A 13720-nucleotide genomic window follows, 5' to 3' on the forward strand; every position below is an offset into this window, starting at 1 on the left:
ACGAACGAGCGAACTATTTGCGATGGCAGAATAGCGCCATCGATCACGGCACGCCATCGGGAAACAGGCGGACTGTTTGCCATTGCGCCGCTCAGGAACACAAATTGCTCAGCCGGGCCACTGAATTTTTAGGAAGTTAGCGCAATGAACTCATCGAAAAGCGATACGAGCCGGCCCGACGTGCTGATTATCGGCGGCGGGCCCGCTGGCGCGACGGCGGCGGCCTTCCTCGCGATGAAAGGACGCGACGTCGTGCTCGTGGAGAAGGAAGCGCACCCGCGCTTCCATATCGGCGAAAGCCTGCTGCCACGCAATCTCGACATTTTCGAGCGGCTCGGCGTTCTGGATCAGGTGCGGGAAATCGGTGTCCACAAGCCGGGTGCGGAGTTCGTCTCGGACCGCACGGGCCGCAGTTGCGCGTTTCCATTCGGCAACGCCCTGAATCGCGACCGTACGCACGCCTGGCAAGTACGGCGCGCGGACTTTGACGCCTTGTTGTTCAGACACGCCATCGCGCGCGGGGCCCAATGCTTCGAGCGCACCCGTGTTACCGAAGTCAAGCTCGACGATGCCGGCGGACGTCACGTCGTGTCCGCGCAGGACGAATCGGGCGGCACGCGCGAATGGCATCCACGCTATGTGCTCGACGCTTCTGGCCGCGACACGTTTCTCGCGTCGCGGATGAAAGTCAAGACCTCGAACAAGTACAACAACACGGCGGCCGTCTATGCGCATTTCACTGGCGTCACGCGTCGTGAAGGCGAGCTCGCGGGCTACATCAGCATTCACCTTGCGGAGGATGGCTGGTTCTGGCTGATCCCGCTACCCGGCGACACCATGAGCATTGGCTTCGTCGGCAATCAATCGGCATGGAAAGCGCGCACGGGAACGCCAGCCGATTTGCTGAGCGAGCGCATCGCTTCGAGCCCGACCGTCGCGGCTCGCGTGCAAGGCGCCCAGCGCGTATCGGAGGTGCACAGCACGGCCAATTACAGCTATCGCGCGCGCGAGGGCAACGGTAACGGCTTTTTGATGATCGGCGACGCCTATGGATTTGTCGATCCGATGTTCTCGACCGGCGTATTGATGGCGATGACGGGTGGCGAGCTCGGCGCCGAGGTCGCCCACGTCTGGCTCGACGATCCGGCACGGGGAATGAAGCTTGCACAAGCAGCCAACAAGGAATTGTCCGAGGCAATGGACCGGATCAGCTGGCTCATCTATCGAGTGAACGATCCTGTCATGCGCACGCTTTTCATGGCGCCGTCCAATCGCTTGTGGATGCGCGACGGCGTCGTCAATCTGCTGGCAGGCAATCTCCGGGGGAGCTGGCGCGCTGCGCTCCCGGTGATGTGCTTCAAGGCCGTGTATCACGTGCTCTCGGCGCTGCACCGCCGTGGCGTCGAGATTGCGCTGCCGGAGATGCCCGCGCCTGGCGCCTGATTAGCCTGATTAAGCGGTCACGTCGACGGCGGCCGTATCGATGCCACCGTGTGCCCGCGCGCACGTGCGATATCGAGCGTCTCCTGGTGGAATCCCGCGAGCGACTTGCGGTGCGTGACACTGACAATCGCCCCGTTCGGCAGGCGTTCGGTCAACAGGCGATACAGATGCGCTTCGCTCTCACTGTCGAGCGCGCTCGTTGCTTCGTCGAGGAACAGGTAGTCAGGCTGGTGCAACAGCACGCGAGCGGCCGCTAGCCGCTGCTGCTCGCCGGGAGACAGAATGCGCCACCAATGGCTGGATTCGTGCAATCGGTCAACGTAGCCGGCAAGCTGGCACACATGCAGCGCCTCGCGACATTGCTCGTCGCTGAAACTGGCGCTCGCTGCCGGGTAGGCAAGCACCGTCTTCAAGGTGCCAACCGGCAGGTAGCTCTGCTGCGGGACGAACATGATGCGCGCGTTCACAGGCGCGTCGATCGAGCCATTTCCGAACGGCCAGAGACCCGCCAGCGCGCGCAACAGCGTGCTTTTCCCCGAGCCGGACGGCCCGCGCACGAGCCAGCGCGAACCGGGCTTGACGGCAATGTCGCGCACGCTCGCGAGCGTCTCGCCGTTGGGCAGCGCAAGCGTGAGCTTGTGGGTGGCGAGCTGGCTCTCGTCGACGTAGTGCAGATTGATGCCGCCATGCTCGGTGGCGAGCGACACCGATTCCTTCAGGTGAGGTAGCTGCATGACGCGCCTGAACTCGCGCAGACGATTGACCGTTGCGCGCCATTGGACGAGCGTGTCGTAATTGTTGATGAACCACGAAAGCGATTCGCTGACCGAACTAAATGCGTCGGTGATTTGCATCAGCGTGCCGAAACTGAACACCCCTGCGAAATAACGGGGCGATGCCACGAAGATCGGAAAGATGTCGGCGATCTGACCGTAGAAGTTGAGCACGAAGCTATAGCGCCGCGTGTACTTCATCACGCGCCACCAGTTGTCGCGAATCCGGCCGAACAGATCCTGGGCGTTCGATGCCTCGGCCCGCATGCCGTCGTACAAAGCAATCTGCTCGGCGTTTTCGCGCAGACGGATCAGGCCGAACCGGAAATCCGCCTCGACGCGCTGCAACTGGTAGTTGATCGACACAAGCGGGTGAGCGACCTTGTTGGTCAGAACCGAGCCGCCAATCGCATAGATAATGGCCGCCCAGAACATGTAGCCAGGAATCTGGACAGGTGTCCCGCCTATCACGACTGCCAGCGCGCCCGCCGTGCTCCACAGGATGGTCGAGAACCAGACGAGTGTCTCGAGCGTCGAGAGCAGGTCGAGCGTGAGCGAAAGCGTGGTGTTGGCGAACGAGTCGAGGTCGACGGCAATCCGCTGATCGGGATTGTCGGTGAGGCGGTCGCGCTCGATGCGGTAGAAGGTGCCGTCGCCGAGCCATTCCTGGACATAGCGCGTGGTCAGCCATTGGCGCCACCGGAAGCCGAGCATCTGGCGCAGATAGCGGTTATAGACGGAGATCGCGACGAACGCGAAGGCGAGCGCGCTAAAGAGCAGCATCAGCTGCGGGAATTCGCGTACGTTCCTGCCTTCAAGCGCGTTGTAGAAGTCGCGGTTCCACGTGTTCAAGCGGGCGTTGATGCCGACCAGAAACAAATCCATGGCGACGATCGCGATCAGCAGGCCCCACGCGGTTCGGCGCTCCTCGGAGACCCAGTACGGCCTGATCAGGCTCCATGCCGAGATATTGTCGGGTTGCCCGGATGCTGGGCCAGAAGTTGGATTGCTCATGGGCACCCCCTAACGCACAGTGAATCCGGACCGATTGCACGGCGTGATGGTCCGCTGCGTGCATGCATGGCGCTCGTGCAGCGGCGTTTGCGTGCGCGCTTTCGAGCCTCGTCAGGTGCAACGAGCGGACATGGGGGTCATTGTAGGGTGCGATCGGTCCGAGCGCCCATGTCGCGCGCGGTGCCGGGGCGCCGCACGCCTGATCTTGGCCGGGCGTGCGTGAAGACTGTCGCGACCCTCTTCATCAGCACAGGGGCGAGATCGATGGCAATCGCCGCAGTTTGAATGTGTTCGCTTTTTTACAGAATTTCCTTGCCGGCAAATGGACGATACAAATGGCCGCGAGTCTATCCGGGCCGCCCGCGTGACCCAAGCGCACGGCCCGGTTCGCGTGCGATCGCGCCGTGCGCCGTCGCGGCCAAAAGCAAATCAAGGAGACGATATGGGGGCACCCCACGATGCACGCAAAGCCTGGCAGGTAACGGTCTTCCTGTTCTTGTTCATGATAGTGAACTTCGTCGACAAGATCGCGGTCGGCATGCTGGCCGTGCCGATGATGACTGAAATGAAGATCACGCCAACGCAGTTCGGCCTGATTGGCAGCAGTTTCTTCTGGCTGTTCGCCGTCTCGGGCGTGGCAGGCGGTTTTGCGACGACACGCTGGTCAACAACTCGGCTATTGCTCGTCATGGGCGTGGTCTGGTCTTTACTGCAGATCCCCATGGCCGTATCGGCCAGCCTGGTGTCGCTCGTGCTGTGCCGCGTGCTGCTTGGCGTTGCGGAGGGTCCCGCTTTCCCGATCGCGGTGCATGCCTGCTATAAGTGGTTCCCGGACAGCAAGCGCGACCTGCCGGTTTCCATCTTCGCTCAGGGTGGGGGTGTCGGTTTGCTATTGGCGGGTGTCTCGATTCCGCAGATCTCGGCGCACTGGGGCTGGCGCGCCAATTTTTATGTGCTGGCCGCGATTGGCGCCACATGGTGCCTGCTGTGGCTGCTCTTCGGTCGCGAAGGTCCGCTCGAAACTCACACCGCACGCACTACGGATGCGCTGCGCCCCGGATATGGCCACGAGGAGAAGGGGTCGTCCTTTCGCACGCTGCTGTGCACGCCCACCGTGCTCGCGTGCTTCCTGTTGCATTTCGTCGCCTACTGGAGCCTGGCGCTTTCGCTGACCTGGCTGCCTGCCTATCTGCAACTGGGGCTCGGCTATAACGGCGTGACGTCCGGCCGTCTGTACGCGTTGATCGTCGGCGGCGGCATCCCGCTGTCGATTGCCGTCTCCTGGCTGGTCGGCCGGCTGCTGGCCCGGGGCGTTTCTTCGCGCATCGCGCGCGGATTCATGTCCGGCGCGGTGCTCGCGGTCGCGGGCATTTGCCTGATCACGCTGGTATTGGGCGACTTCACGCCTGCGCTGCACGTCGGCCTGATTTGCATCGCGCTCGGCCTGGTGCCGACCGTCTATGCACTGGTGCCGGCCCTGTTGGCCGAGATTGCGCCACCGTCGCGTCGCGGCGCGTTGCTCGCGATCGATAACTCCATTGCTTCGATTGCCGCGGTCATGGCGCCGGTGCTGACCGGCATGCTGGTGCAGCACGCAGGCGCCCGCGGCAGTGCGGGCTATGCGGCTGGATTCGCCGTCTGCGGCGCGATGATGATCATCGGCGGCTTGCTTGGCGCCGCCTTCATCGATCCGCGGCGCGTGACGGATACCCCGGTGGATGCGCTCGGGCAGCGAGAGCCGCAGCCTCGAGCAGGGCTTTCGCAGTCGGACTGAGGTGACGTCGTTCTGCGCAAACTCAGTGACCCGCCGCGATGGCGCGCAGGCGTTCGATATCGATGATGCTGTAGCGCGAGTAGGTCATGGAGATCGCGCCCTCCTTCTCCAGTTCCTTCAACTCGCGGTTAGCCATAGGCCGCGAGCAGCCGATCATGTCGGCCAGTTCTTCCTGGGACAGCTTCAATGAAATCGCCACGCCCTGTGGCGCCGGAACGCCATAGGGCGAGACGAGCTCCAGCAGTGTCTGCGCGCAGCGCTGACGCAACGGCAGCAGCAGGCTATCGGTCAGGCGCGCATAGGTCCGGCGTGAGCGCAGACACAGCGTGCGCATCAGGCAGCGTGTCAGCGCCGGCTCGGCGGCAGTCAGCCGCTCGAACAGTGCTCGATCGAGTTGCAGCACCAACGAGTTCTCGTGGGCGGTGACGTCATGAATCGATCCGCCTTCGTCGATGAACGGGATCAGGCCAATAAGCTGACCGGGCTCGAGATAGTTGGTCACATGCCGCTTGCCGGTGGCGCTGGTGGCACTGACCTCCAGCGCACCGTCGAGCACCATGTTGAGCTTGCCGACAGCCTCCCCGCAACGCATCAGCATTTCGCCACGGCCTAGCCGCTTGATCGAGCCATGGTCCTGGATTGCCTGCAGGGAGGCGGCGCTGCAGTCCTGGAACCAGGCCGCGCGCTGTAACACGTTGGCAATGAGTCGCGCGAGCGCGGCAGGGTTGGAATCTGTCATGTCATTTACAGAAATGCGCTGCGGGGTTCCATAGACTGGGTGGGTCGAAACAGACCATGAGGAGATACCGATGTCGGAGCAGCAGCATGGCATTCCCGCGTCCGCGATGATCGAGGCGCTTGGGCGTGCAGGAGTGAGCCATTTTGTGACAGTGCCGGACTTTGTGCAACTTGCTCTGCACAAGGCCGTCGAGCATGGAGACGGTGGGATGACCCTCGTGCGTGCGTGCAACGAGGACCAGGCAGTTTGTACAGCGGCCGGTCTCACGATTGCCGGTGCAAAGCCGCTGATCGTGGTGCAGAACCAGGGCTTCTATGCATGCATCAACTCGGTACGCGCGGTGGCGCTGGATGCGGGCATTCCCAGCATCTTTCTTATCGGTCAATTCGGCCGCGAGCACGATAACTACGGCCGTCCCATGACTGCTTCGCGCCGGCGCGTGGTGAGCCTGCTGGAACCCGTGCTCGATACGCTCGGCGTGCCGCACTGGCCACTCGAGCAGGAAGCCGATCTGGACGCGGTCGAAGAAGCTATTCACACAGCCCGTACGCGCGGGGGTCCCGCCGCGCTGGTGATCGGTCGGCCTCTCGCCTGGCATTGAAGGAGGAAATGGAAATGCGGATTGCACAAGCATGCCAATTGATCGCGCAGGCGCGCGGCGAGCGGGTGATCGTTTCCACGATGGGCGCGATGCGCGCCTTCGACATGCTGGACGAGCGCGAGCGCCGTCTCAGTTCGGTGCCGCTGATGGGAGGCGCGGCGAGTCTGGGCCTGGGCCTCGCGCTGGCGAGCCCGGACGTGGGCGTGGTGGTGGTTGACGGCGACGCGAGCCTGCTGATGCAACTGGGCGGACTCGTCACCGTTGCCGACGCATGTCCTCGGCACTACCTGCATGTCGTCATCGACAATGGCGTGCAGTTCGGCGGGGCGTCCAATCTGCTGACGCCGGGCGCCGGCCGTGTCGACTATGCGTCGCTGGCGCGTGCCGCAGGCTATGCGCAGGTGGCCGGCTTTGACGAGGCCGACGCCTTCGCCAACGCCCTGCCTTCGTTGCTGGCGCACGAAGGACCTGTATTCGTAGTGCTGACGATCGAGCCTGAGCCGACGAGATTCGGCCCTGAACTGCCGCAGCCCGAAATGCCGGACCATCAGTTCGCGCGCATGGGGGAAGAGGCCAGGACATTGGGGCACTGGTATGCCAGCCGGCAAAAGGAGCGCTCATGAGCGAGATCGTGACGGAACAGTTCGACTACGTGGTCGTGGGTGCGGGCTCGTCCGGCGCCACGCTCGCCACGCGGCTTGCCGAGCGGTGTCGTGGCAAGGTGATGCTGCTGGAGGCTGGCGCACGGCGCGAGCGCGACTTCTGGGTACGGGTGCCGATCGGGGTGGCCAAATTGCTGCAGAACACGCGCTACGCGTGGCAGTTCTTTACCGAGCCGCAATCGCAGCTCGCGGGACAGAAGATCTATTGGCCGCGTGGCCGCATGCCGGGCGGCTCCAGTTCGATCAACGGCATGATTTACGTGCGCGGCGAGCCGGCCGAGTTCGACCACTGGGCGTCGCTGGGTAACAGCGGCTGGGATTACGCGTCGCTGCTCCCCTACTTCCGCCGCCTGGAAAGCTATGCGGGCGGTGATGATGCGTGTCGCGGCCGTGACGGGCCGATCGCGATCTCCTCGGTCGCCGGCCTCAATCCCAATCCTCTCAGCGATGCGTTTATTGGGGCTTGCAAACAGGCCGGCATTCCAGCGACGCTGGACTATAACGGCGCACAGTACGAGGGTGTCAGCTACCTGCAACTCTCGATTGGGCGTGGCCGGCGCTGCAGCACGGCAATCGGCTATCTGCACGGGCGGCCACAGCCCAACCTGCGCCTCGAGACCGAGGCGCAGGCCACACGTCTGTTGTTCGATGGCCGACGAGTGAGCGGCGTCGAGTACGTGCAGGACGGGGTCACGAAGCGTGCGCTGGCCGCGCGCGAGGTCGTACTCAGCGCGGGGCCGATCAAGTCGCCACAACTGCTGGAACTGTCTGGCATCGGCGATGCCGCCCGGCTCGGCGCGCTGGGTATTGCGGTCAAGGCCGATCTGCCTGGCGTGGGAGAAAATCTGATCGACCATCTGCAGTCGCGTTTGGCCTTTGCGTGCACGCGCTCCATCACGCTCAACGAGATCATGCATAGTCCCCTGCGCCAGGGCTGGATGGGCTTGCGTTACCTGCTGACGCGGCGCGGCATCATGGCCACGCCATCGGCCAGCGTGCATGCGTTGGCGCGGCTGGCGCCCGAGGACACGAGGCCGCGTGTCAAGATTCAGGTACACCACTTATCGGGTGCTGATCGCTACGCCGGCAAAGGCTATGGGCTCGATGCCTTCCCCGGTTTCGCGGTGGGCTTCTTTCAGCTGCGTCCCGAATCGCGCGGCCATCTGCACATCCGTAGTTCGGACCCCTTTGCAGCTCCGATCATCGAGCCGGGGTACCTCAACGCAGAGGCGGACCGACAGACCATGCTCGGCGCGCTAGGCCTCGCGCGCAAGGTGATGGAGCAGTCCGGCATCACGCCGCTGGTGGCCCGCGAGACCCGCCCGGGCATCGACGTGCAGGATAGCGATAGCCTGCTCACCTACATCAAGCAGACGGGGCAAACCAGTTGGCATCCAATCGGCACCTGCAAGATGGGTACCGACTCGATGGCTGTTGTCGATCCACAATTGCGTGTACGTGGCGTCGATGGGTTGCGCGTGGTCGATTCGTCAGTGATGCCGACCATGTGCTCGCCCAATACCAACGCCGCTTCAATCATGATTGGTGAGAAGGGGGCTGATTTGATCCTGGGTTCCACAATCTAATCGGCCCCAAACGCAATGATCAGCACGAAAGCCGAAACGGCCGAAACAAGCACCAGGGCTCTGGCGCGTGGCGTCGTCGGTCGTGTCCAGTGGCTTGGCGATTGCTGCCCGGAAACCTTGAACGAGCTCGTCGCGTGTGGCCAACTGCGCAAGTACGGTCATGCGCGGTTACGCCTCGAGCCCCTGTAAGAGTTTGTCCAGCAAACGATCGAGCTGCTCGCGCTCCCGCGCGCTCAACGACTTCAACGCATCCTGCTCGTTGGCAATATGATGCGGCAGGATTTCGTCGATCAGATCGGCGCCTTTTTGCGTTAGACAGACATCTACGCTGCGTCGATCCCTGGCCGAGGCTCGCCTCTCGATGAGCCCCGAGCGCTCGAGCCGGTCAAGCCGGCTCGTCATCGCACCTGAGGACAGCATCAGCGCCTCGTACAGTTCAGTAGGCGTGAGCTGGTATGGCGCACCCGCACGGCGCAACGCCGCGATTACGTCGAACTCCCCCGTCTGCAAGCCAAATTGCGCCGCGAGCGGCATCAGCCGGGTGCGCTCGATCAGATGTGTCGCCTCCATCAGACGCCCGACCGTCGCCATGACATTCGCGTCGATGCCTGGTCTCTCCTTGCGCCATTGCTCAGCCGCGCGTTTGGCTCGCCCCATCTCTACCACTCCCATGCGATTTTCTTGACGTCAAGATATCAGCTTGCGTCCCCGTTGTAACCAGGTTAGTTTACTCGATATCAAGATACTTTATGTCGAGTTATATGCCACGTCGAAAAACTGCGAATGGAGCCGTGTTCCTGGCAGGCGCGAGCGTCGCGCTGGCCCTGAATCTGCGGCCGACAATGGCGGGCGTCGGTCCGCTGCTGAACGGCATCATGGCCGCGACGGAACTCGATCATGCGGGCGCGCTCCTGCTCTGTCTGCTCCGCACACGCTTTTCTCCGCGCTCATATGCGCGCTTTTCCTCCTCTCACGCCTGACGCGAGGCACCCAGAATGGCTTACTACGTTCATGAAAAACGCCGTAACTACTATGTCGAATTCGGTCATGGCCGCCCCATCGTGCTGTTGCACGGCATTGGAAACTCAGGCCGCGCGTGGAGCCCGCAGATCGCCCCACTCGTCGCAGCCGGGTTTCGCGTGATCGTGCCGGATCATGCCGGTCATGGAGCGTCGGCGCGAATTGACGGGCCGCTCGGCATCGCGGATCTCGCGCGCGATGTCGTTGCCCTGCTCGATCATCTGGAGATCGAAAGCGCCACGATTGTCGGGCTTTCGCTAGGTGGCCTGATTGCCATCGAGCTTGCGCTCTGCGCCCCCACACTAGTCGACCGGCTGGTGCTGGCGAACAGTTTCCCTTCGACCGCAACGGATGCCTTTCGCGTGCTCGCCGATCAATGGGCCATGACGTTTCGCAGTGCAGACGGACCGGTCAAGCGCTTCGAGGGCGCGTGGCCCTTGAACGTCAGTGCATCCTTCCGGGCAAGCGACGCGGGCCTTGCCACCTGGCAGACGTGGCACGCCATCGCCGCGACGTCCGATGGCAGATCGCTGGCGTATATCGCACAAGGCATCGTCGGCTACGACGCGAGCACTCGGCTGACGGCTATCGCGAAGCCCACATTGGTCATTGCCGGTAGTGACGACCGCATCTCGCCAACGTCGATCGGCCAGGAAATGAGCGCTCAGATTCGCATGGCCAAATTCGTGGAAATTCAAAACGCAGCCCATATCTCCAACGTCGACTCCGCCAACGTTTTCAACGAGGAGCTCGCTGCTTTTCTGATCGGCTGAACCAGCACTCGCCTGAGTGAACCGGTAGGCGAGCGCATTGTTGATTGCCGGGAGAGCAGCCTCTGGCAGCATATGTCCGCTTACGAGCTGTATCGCGGCAATCGACGCATCTTCCCGGCATCAGGGAGCACCCGATACAAGTGGCAGATCGTCAGGAGCGCGAGACGCCGGGCAGCGTGGTCATTGAATGACGACTAGCTGAGCGACGTCTGCATCCTCAACTGCAAAGGCTCCCGGCCGGCATGACCACACGGGTGGCCGTTTCAGCCGGATTAGGGTCGTATGAATATCCGGCGAACGTCACCCGGATCCAGCCGGGGTGCGCCAGGGCGTACGAGCGGTCGGCCGGTTGCATGGCGATTCCGACAAAAAGTCCCACAAAATCGGGAGATAATGGGATATTTTGTCATTGCTGGGGGCACATCAACCTTGGGCCAGGTCAACGAAGATTCTGTAGCGCCGCCATTGCAGTCTCCAAACGCGCTTTTCGGGTGGCCTCCGCGAACAAGTACAGTCGGCCAGGTGCCGTCGTTCACCGCGATGTTCCTGCCCCAGTAGCCGGTAGGGCCGGGATGCCCCAGAGCCTGCCTTGCTGTGTAGCCGATAGGCGCCCCAAAACGCCAGCGGCTCAGAAAAGAGACCGCCCTGCACGTCCGGTCGGCTATCATGCCAATCCTCTCCGAAGTAATTCCTTATGATTTCCGTCCGTAATGTCACGCTGCGCCGCGGCGTCAATGTCGTGCTCGATCGCGCGTCCGTCACCCTCACCCCCGGCGAAAAGATTGGTCTTGTCGGCCGCAATGGCGCCGGCAAGTCGTCCTTCTTCGGCCTTCTCAACGGCAAGCTGCACGAAGATAGCGGCGAATTCTCGATTCCCCCTGCATGGAAGATGGGCCAGGTCGCCCAGGAGATGCCGGAGACCGAACAGGGCGCGACCGACTTCGTAGTCGAGGGCGACACCGTCCTGCTCGCCGCGCAGGCCGAAGTCGCCGCCGCCGAAGCCAGCGACGACGGCATGCGCATGGCGCACGCCTACATGGCCCTGCACGACGCCGGGGCACACGATGCCGCCGCACGTGCCCAGGCGCTGATCCTGGGACTTGGCTTTACGGCCGCGCAGCTTGATCAGCCCGTCAACAGTTTCTCCGGCGGCTGGCGCATGCGACTGCAGCTGGCGCGCGCGCTGATGTGCCCGTCCGACCTGCTGCTGCTCGACGAGCCAACCAATCACCTGGACCTGGACGCGCTGGTCTGGCTGGAAGCCTGGCTCAAACGCTATCAGGGCACGCTGGTCGTGATCAGCCACGACCGCGAATTCCTCGACGCGGTCACGCAGGTGACGGTGCACGTCGACAACGCCAAACTAGTGCGCTATGGCGGCAACTACAGCAAGTTCGAAGACATGCGCGCTGAGCAGCTTGTGTTGCAGCAGGCCGCGGTGGCGAGGCAGGCGGACAAGATCGCCCACCTGCAGAAGTTCATCGACCGTTTCAAGGCCAAGGCCTCGAAGGCGAAACAGGCGCAGAGCCGGGTCAAGGCACTCGAGCGCATGGAGAAGATCGCGCCGGTGCTTGCGGATGCGGAGTTCAACTTCGAGTTCAAGGAGCCCCTCAACGTCCCGAACCCGCTGTTGTCGATGCTGGACGCGAGCTTCGGCTACCCCGCGCCGGCCGGTGCATTGCCTGGCACGCCGCCCACGGTCATCGTGCGCGGCATCAACCGCTCCGTGCTGGCCGGGCAGCGCATCGGCATTCTCGGCGCCAACGGCCAGGGCAAGTCCACGCTGGTGAAGACGGTGGCGCACGCGCTGGCGCCAATTGCCGGCGAAATCAGCGAAGGCAAGGGCCTGAACATCGGCTACTTCGCCCAGCAGGAGCTCGACGTGCTGCGCCCGCTCGACACGCCGATGGAACACATGATCCGCCTGGCGCGCGACACGCCTGCGCACATGCGCGCCCCCGGCCAGAGTGGCACCGAACAATCGCTACGCACCTTCCTCGGCACTTTCAACTTCAGCGGCGACACGGTCCATCAGGCCGTCAGCACGATGAGCGGCGGAGAAAAGGCGCGGCTCGTGTTGTGCATGATCGTGTGGCAGCGCCCCAACCTGCTGCTGCTCGACGAGCCTACCAACCACCTCGACCTGGCCACACGCGAGGCGCTGGCCATGGCGCTCAACGAATTCGAAGGCACAGTGATGCTGGTCAGTCACGACCGGGCCCTGCTGCGCGCCGTCTGTGACGAGTTCTGGCTGGTCACCAAGGGCGGCGTCGAGCCGTTCGACGGCGATCTGGACGATTACCAGCAGTTCCTGCGCGACGAAGCCCGCCGCATGCGCGAGCAGGCTGGCGCAGAGTAGAAGCGCATATTTGATGAAATTGCTGCCTCATAAAATCGAAAACCGCCTCCTGGTCGAATGCCCATGTCCGAACTCATCATCGAAACAGCACGCCTTCTAATGCGCCCTCCGCAAATGGAGGACTTTGAAGACCTGTACGAAATGTGGTCAGATGCCGAGGTTATCCGTCACGTGACCGGTTACCCGCTTACGCGTGAAGATGTCTGGTCGCGATTGCTTCGCAGCTTCGGCCATTGGGCGGCCATGGGCTTTGGGCATTGGGTGGTGACGGAAAAGGCCAACGGATCATTCGTGGGGGAAGTCGGCTTTGTGCAGTACAAGCGGGGCATCAGCGCTGAGTTCGACCGTGCTCCGGAGATAGGCTGGATGTTGGCGCGACGGGCGCAACGTCTTGGCTACGCGTCGGAGGCGGTCGATGCGGCACTGCATTGGGCCGATGTGCGCTGGCCCGGCAGTGACACCGTTTGCATCATTTCGCCCGAGAACGTTGAGTCGCTGCGACTTGGCGATAAATTCAGGTATCGGGTAGACCACGAGGGTATTTACAAGCAAAAGCCCATCCTGGTCTGCCGACGTGCAACACAACATCAGGAATAGCGGCCAGGTTCCGCAAGGGACGATGCGGGCGCACCGAGTTGTAGTCCGTGCGCCACGCTTCGATTCGTTTGCGTGCATCGTCCAGGCTGACGAACGCATGCTGGCTCAAACACGCTTCGCGCGTTGACAAGCTGCGCAGGTGCTTCTGGCTTGCGCCGTCATCACATGGCAGCCCCATTGCTCCAGCAGCGCGCGTAGCGTTGCGGACTAGGCATCCGCTTCCCCCACCTCCTCCGCACGATGGCAGGACACCTGACGCCCATCCACTTCGCGAAGCAGCGGCACTTCCTGGCGGCAGCGTTCGACCGCATACGGACAGCGCTGATGGAAGGTGCAGCCCGAAGGCGGGTTCAGCGGCGAAGGCAGCTCGCCTTCGAGC

General features: G+C 63.0%; 13 protein-coding genes. 8 read left to right on the forward strand and 5 right to left on the reverse strand.

Annotated features, from left to right (window positions below; all coding sequences use genetic code 11):
- Nucleotides 1–144 precede the first annotated feature (144 nt).
- Entirely contained in the window at nucleotides 145–1443 is a 1299-nt protein-coding gene (locus tag EYW47_RS38370) for an NAD(P)/FAD-dependent oxidoreductase (RefSeq protein ID WP_133200019.1), read from the forward strand.
- Nucleotides 1444–1460: 17 nt separating this feature from the next.
- Here the strand turns inward: EYW47_RS38370 and EYW47_RS38375 are convergent, their stop codons facing one another.
- On the reverse strand, nucleotides 1461–3230 hold the full coding sequence (locus EYW47_RS38375; protein ID WP_133200020.1) for an ABC transporter ATP-binding protein/permease: 1770 nt from the start codon (nucleotides 3228–3230) through the stop codon (nucleotides 1461–1463).
- Between the two features lie 322 nt (nucleotides 3231–3552).
- Here EYW47_RS38375 and EYW47_RS38380 point away from each other — a divergent pair, with 322 nt between their 5' ends.
- Entirely contained in the window at nucleotides 3553–5004 is a 1452-nt protein-coding gene (locus EYW47_RS38380; protein WP_133200021.1) for an MFS transporter, read from the forward strand.
- Nucleotides 5005–5026: 22 nt separating this feature from the next.
- On the opposite strand, the gene EYW47_RS38385 is transcribed toward EYW47_RS38380, so the two are convergent.
- Nucleotides 5027–5743, reverse strand: coding sequence for a Crp/Fnr family transcriptional regulator (locus tag EYW47_RS38385; protein ID WP_165976803.1), 717 nt, complete (start codon nucleotides 5741–5743; stop codon nucleotides 5027–5029).
- A 70-nt stretch (nucleotides 5744–5813) separates the two neighbouring features.
- Between EYW47_RS38385 and EYW47_RS38390 the strand changes: the two genes are divergently transcribed.
- From EYW47_RS38390 to EYW47_RS38400, 3 genes are read left to right on the forward strand one after another with little or no spacing between them, the layout of a single operon-like run.
- Nucleotides 5814–6344 (forward strand): thiamine pyrophosphate-binding protein, encoded by a 531-nt coding sequence (locus EYW47_RS38390; protein ID WP_133200023.1) that lies wholly within the window; start codon nucleotides 5814–5816, stop codon nucleotides 6342–6344.
- A 14-nt stretch (nucleotides 6345–6358) separates the two neighbouring features.
- Nucleotides 6359–6967, forward strand: a complete 609-nt coding sequence (locus EYW47_RS38395; protein ID WP_240764105.1) for a thiamine pyrophosphate-dependent enzyme — start codon at nucleotides 6359–6361, stop codon at nucleotides 6965–6967.
- The gene (locus EYW47_RS38400) at nucleotides 6964–8592 is read left to right on the forward strand and encodes a GMC family oxidoreductase (protein WP_133200025.1); all 1629 of its coding nucleotides are present in this window, start codon (nucleotides 6964–6966) and stop codon (nucleotides 8590–8592) included. The genes EYW47_RS38395 and EYW47_RS38400 overlap by 4 nt, the downstream gene beginning before the upstream one ends.
- 168 nt (nucleotides 8593–8760) lie before the next feature.
- Here EYW47_RS38400 and EYW47_RS38405 read toward each other — a convergent pair whose 3' ends face one another.
- Complete coding sequence (locus EYW47_RS38405) at nucleotides 8761–9249, reverse strand: MarR family winged helix-turn-helix transcriptional regulator (protein WP_133200034.1); 489 nt, start codon at nucleotides 9247–9249, stop codon at nucleotides 8761–8763.
- 338 nt (nucleotides 9250–9587) lie between these two features.
- On the opposite strand from EYW47_RS38405, the gene EYW47_RS38410 reads away from it, so the two are divergent.
- The 3 genes from EYW47_RS38410 (at nucleotide 9588) to EYW47_RS38420 (ending at nucleotide 13341) form a co-directional block, all read left to right on the forward strand.
- Complete coding sequence (locus EYW47_RS38410) at nucleotides 9588–10385, forward strand: alpha/beta fold hydrolase (protein ID WP_133200026.1); 798 nt, start codon at nucleotides 9588–9590, stop codon at nucleotides 10383–10385.
- A 694-nt stretch (nucleotides 10386–11079) separates the two neighbouring features.
- Nucleotides 11080–12744 (forward strand): ABC-F family ATP-binding cassette domain-containing protein, encoded by a 1665-nt coding sequence (locus EYW47_RS38415; protein WP_133200027.1) that lies wholly within the window; start codon nucleotides 11080–11082, stop codon nucleotides 12742–12744.
- Nucleotides 12745–12807: 63 nt separating this feature from the next.
- Nucleotides 12808–13341 (forward strand): GNAT family N-acetyltransferase, encoded by a 534-nt coding sequence (locus EYW47_RS38420; RefSeq protein WP_240764106.1) that lies wholly within the window; start codon nucleotides 12808–12810, stop codon nucleotides 13339–13341.
- Here the strand turns inward: EYW47_RS38420 and EYW47_RS42540 are convergent.
- Nucleotides 13259–13519, reverse strand: coding sequence for an integrase core domain-containing protein (locus tag EYW47_RS42540; RefSeq protein ID WP_133200029.1), 261 nt, complete (start codon nucleotides 13517–13519; stop codon nucleotides 13259–13261). The two genes, EYW47_RS38420 and EYW47_RS42540, sit on opposite strands and share 83 nt — an antisense overlap.
- Nucleotides 13520–13548: 29 nt before the next feature.
- Nucleotides 13549–13720 (reverse strand): oligopeptide/dipeptide ABC transporter ATP-binding protein (locus tag EYW47_RS42290; RefSeq protein WP_338117865.1); only part of this gene is annotated, 172 nt, incomplete at its 5' end.

Origin of the sequence: Paraburkholderia silviterrae (assembly GCF_004353915.1) — a bacterium.
Classification (GTDB): Bacteria; Pseudomonadota; Gammaproteobacteria; order Burkholderiales; family Burkholderiaceae; genus Paraburkholderia; species Paraburkholderia silviterrae.

Bases quoted from the DNA above. Each gene is read 5' to 3' on its own strand.
- EYW47_RS38370 (WP_133200019.1), top strand. From the start codon at position 145: ATGAACTCATCGAAAAGCGATACGAGCCGGCCCGACGTGCTGATTATC.
- EYW47_RS38375 (WP_133200020.1), bottom strand. From the start codon at position 3,230: ATGAGCAATCCAACTTCTGGCCCAGCATCCGGGCAACCCGACAATATC.
- EYW47_RS38380 (WP_133200021.1), top strand. From the start codon at position 3,553: ATGGACGATACAAATGGCCGCGAGTCTATCCGGGCCGCCCGCGTGACC.
- EYW47_RS38385 (WP_165976803.1), bottom strand. From the start codon at position 5,743: ATGACAGATTCCAACCCTGCCGCGCTCGCGCGACTCATTGCCAACGTG.
- EYW47_RS38390 (WP_133200023.1), top strand. From the start codon at position 5,814: ATGTCGGAGCAGCAGCATGGCATTCCCGCGTCCGCGATGATCGAGGCG.
- EYW47_RS38395 (WP_240764105.1), top strand. From the start codon at position 6,359: ATGCGGATTGCACAAGCATGCCAATTGATCGCGCAGGCGCGCGGCGAG.
- EYW47_RS38400 (WP_133200025.1), top strand. From the start codon at position 6,964: ATGAGCGAGATCGTGACGGAACAGTTCGACTACGTGGTCGTGGGTGCG.
- EYW47_RS38405 (WP_133200034.1), bottom strand. From the start codon at position 9,249: ATGGGGCGAGCCAAACGCGCGGCTGAGCAATGGCGCAAGGAGAGACCA.
- EYW47_RS38410 (WP_133200026.1), top strand. From the start codon at position 9,588: ATGGCTTACTACGTTCATGAAAAACGCCGTAACTACTATGTCGAATTC.
- EYW47_RS38415 (WP_133200027.1), top strand. From the start codon at position 11,080: ATGATTTCCGTCCGTAATGTCACGCTGCGCCGCGGCGTCAATGTCGTG.
- EYW47_RS38420 (WP_240764106.1), top strand. From the start codon at position 12,808: ATGTCCGAACTCATCATCGAAACAGCACGCCTTCTAATGCGCCCTCCG.
- EYW47_RS42540 (WP_133200029.1), bottom strand. From the start codon at position 13,519: ATGGGGCTGCCATGTGATGACGGCGCAAGCCAGAAGCACCTGCGCAGC.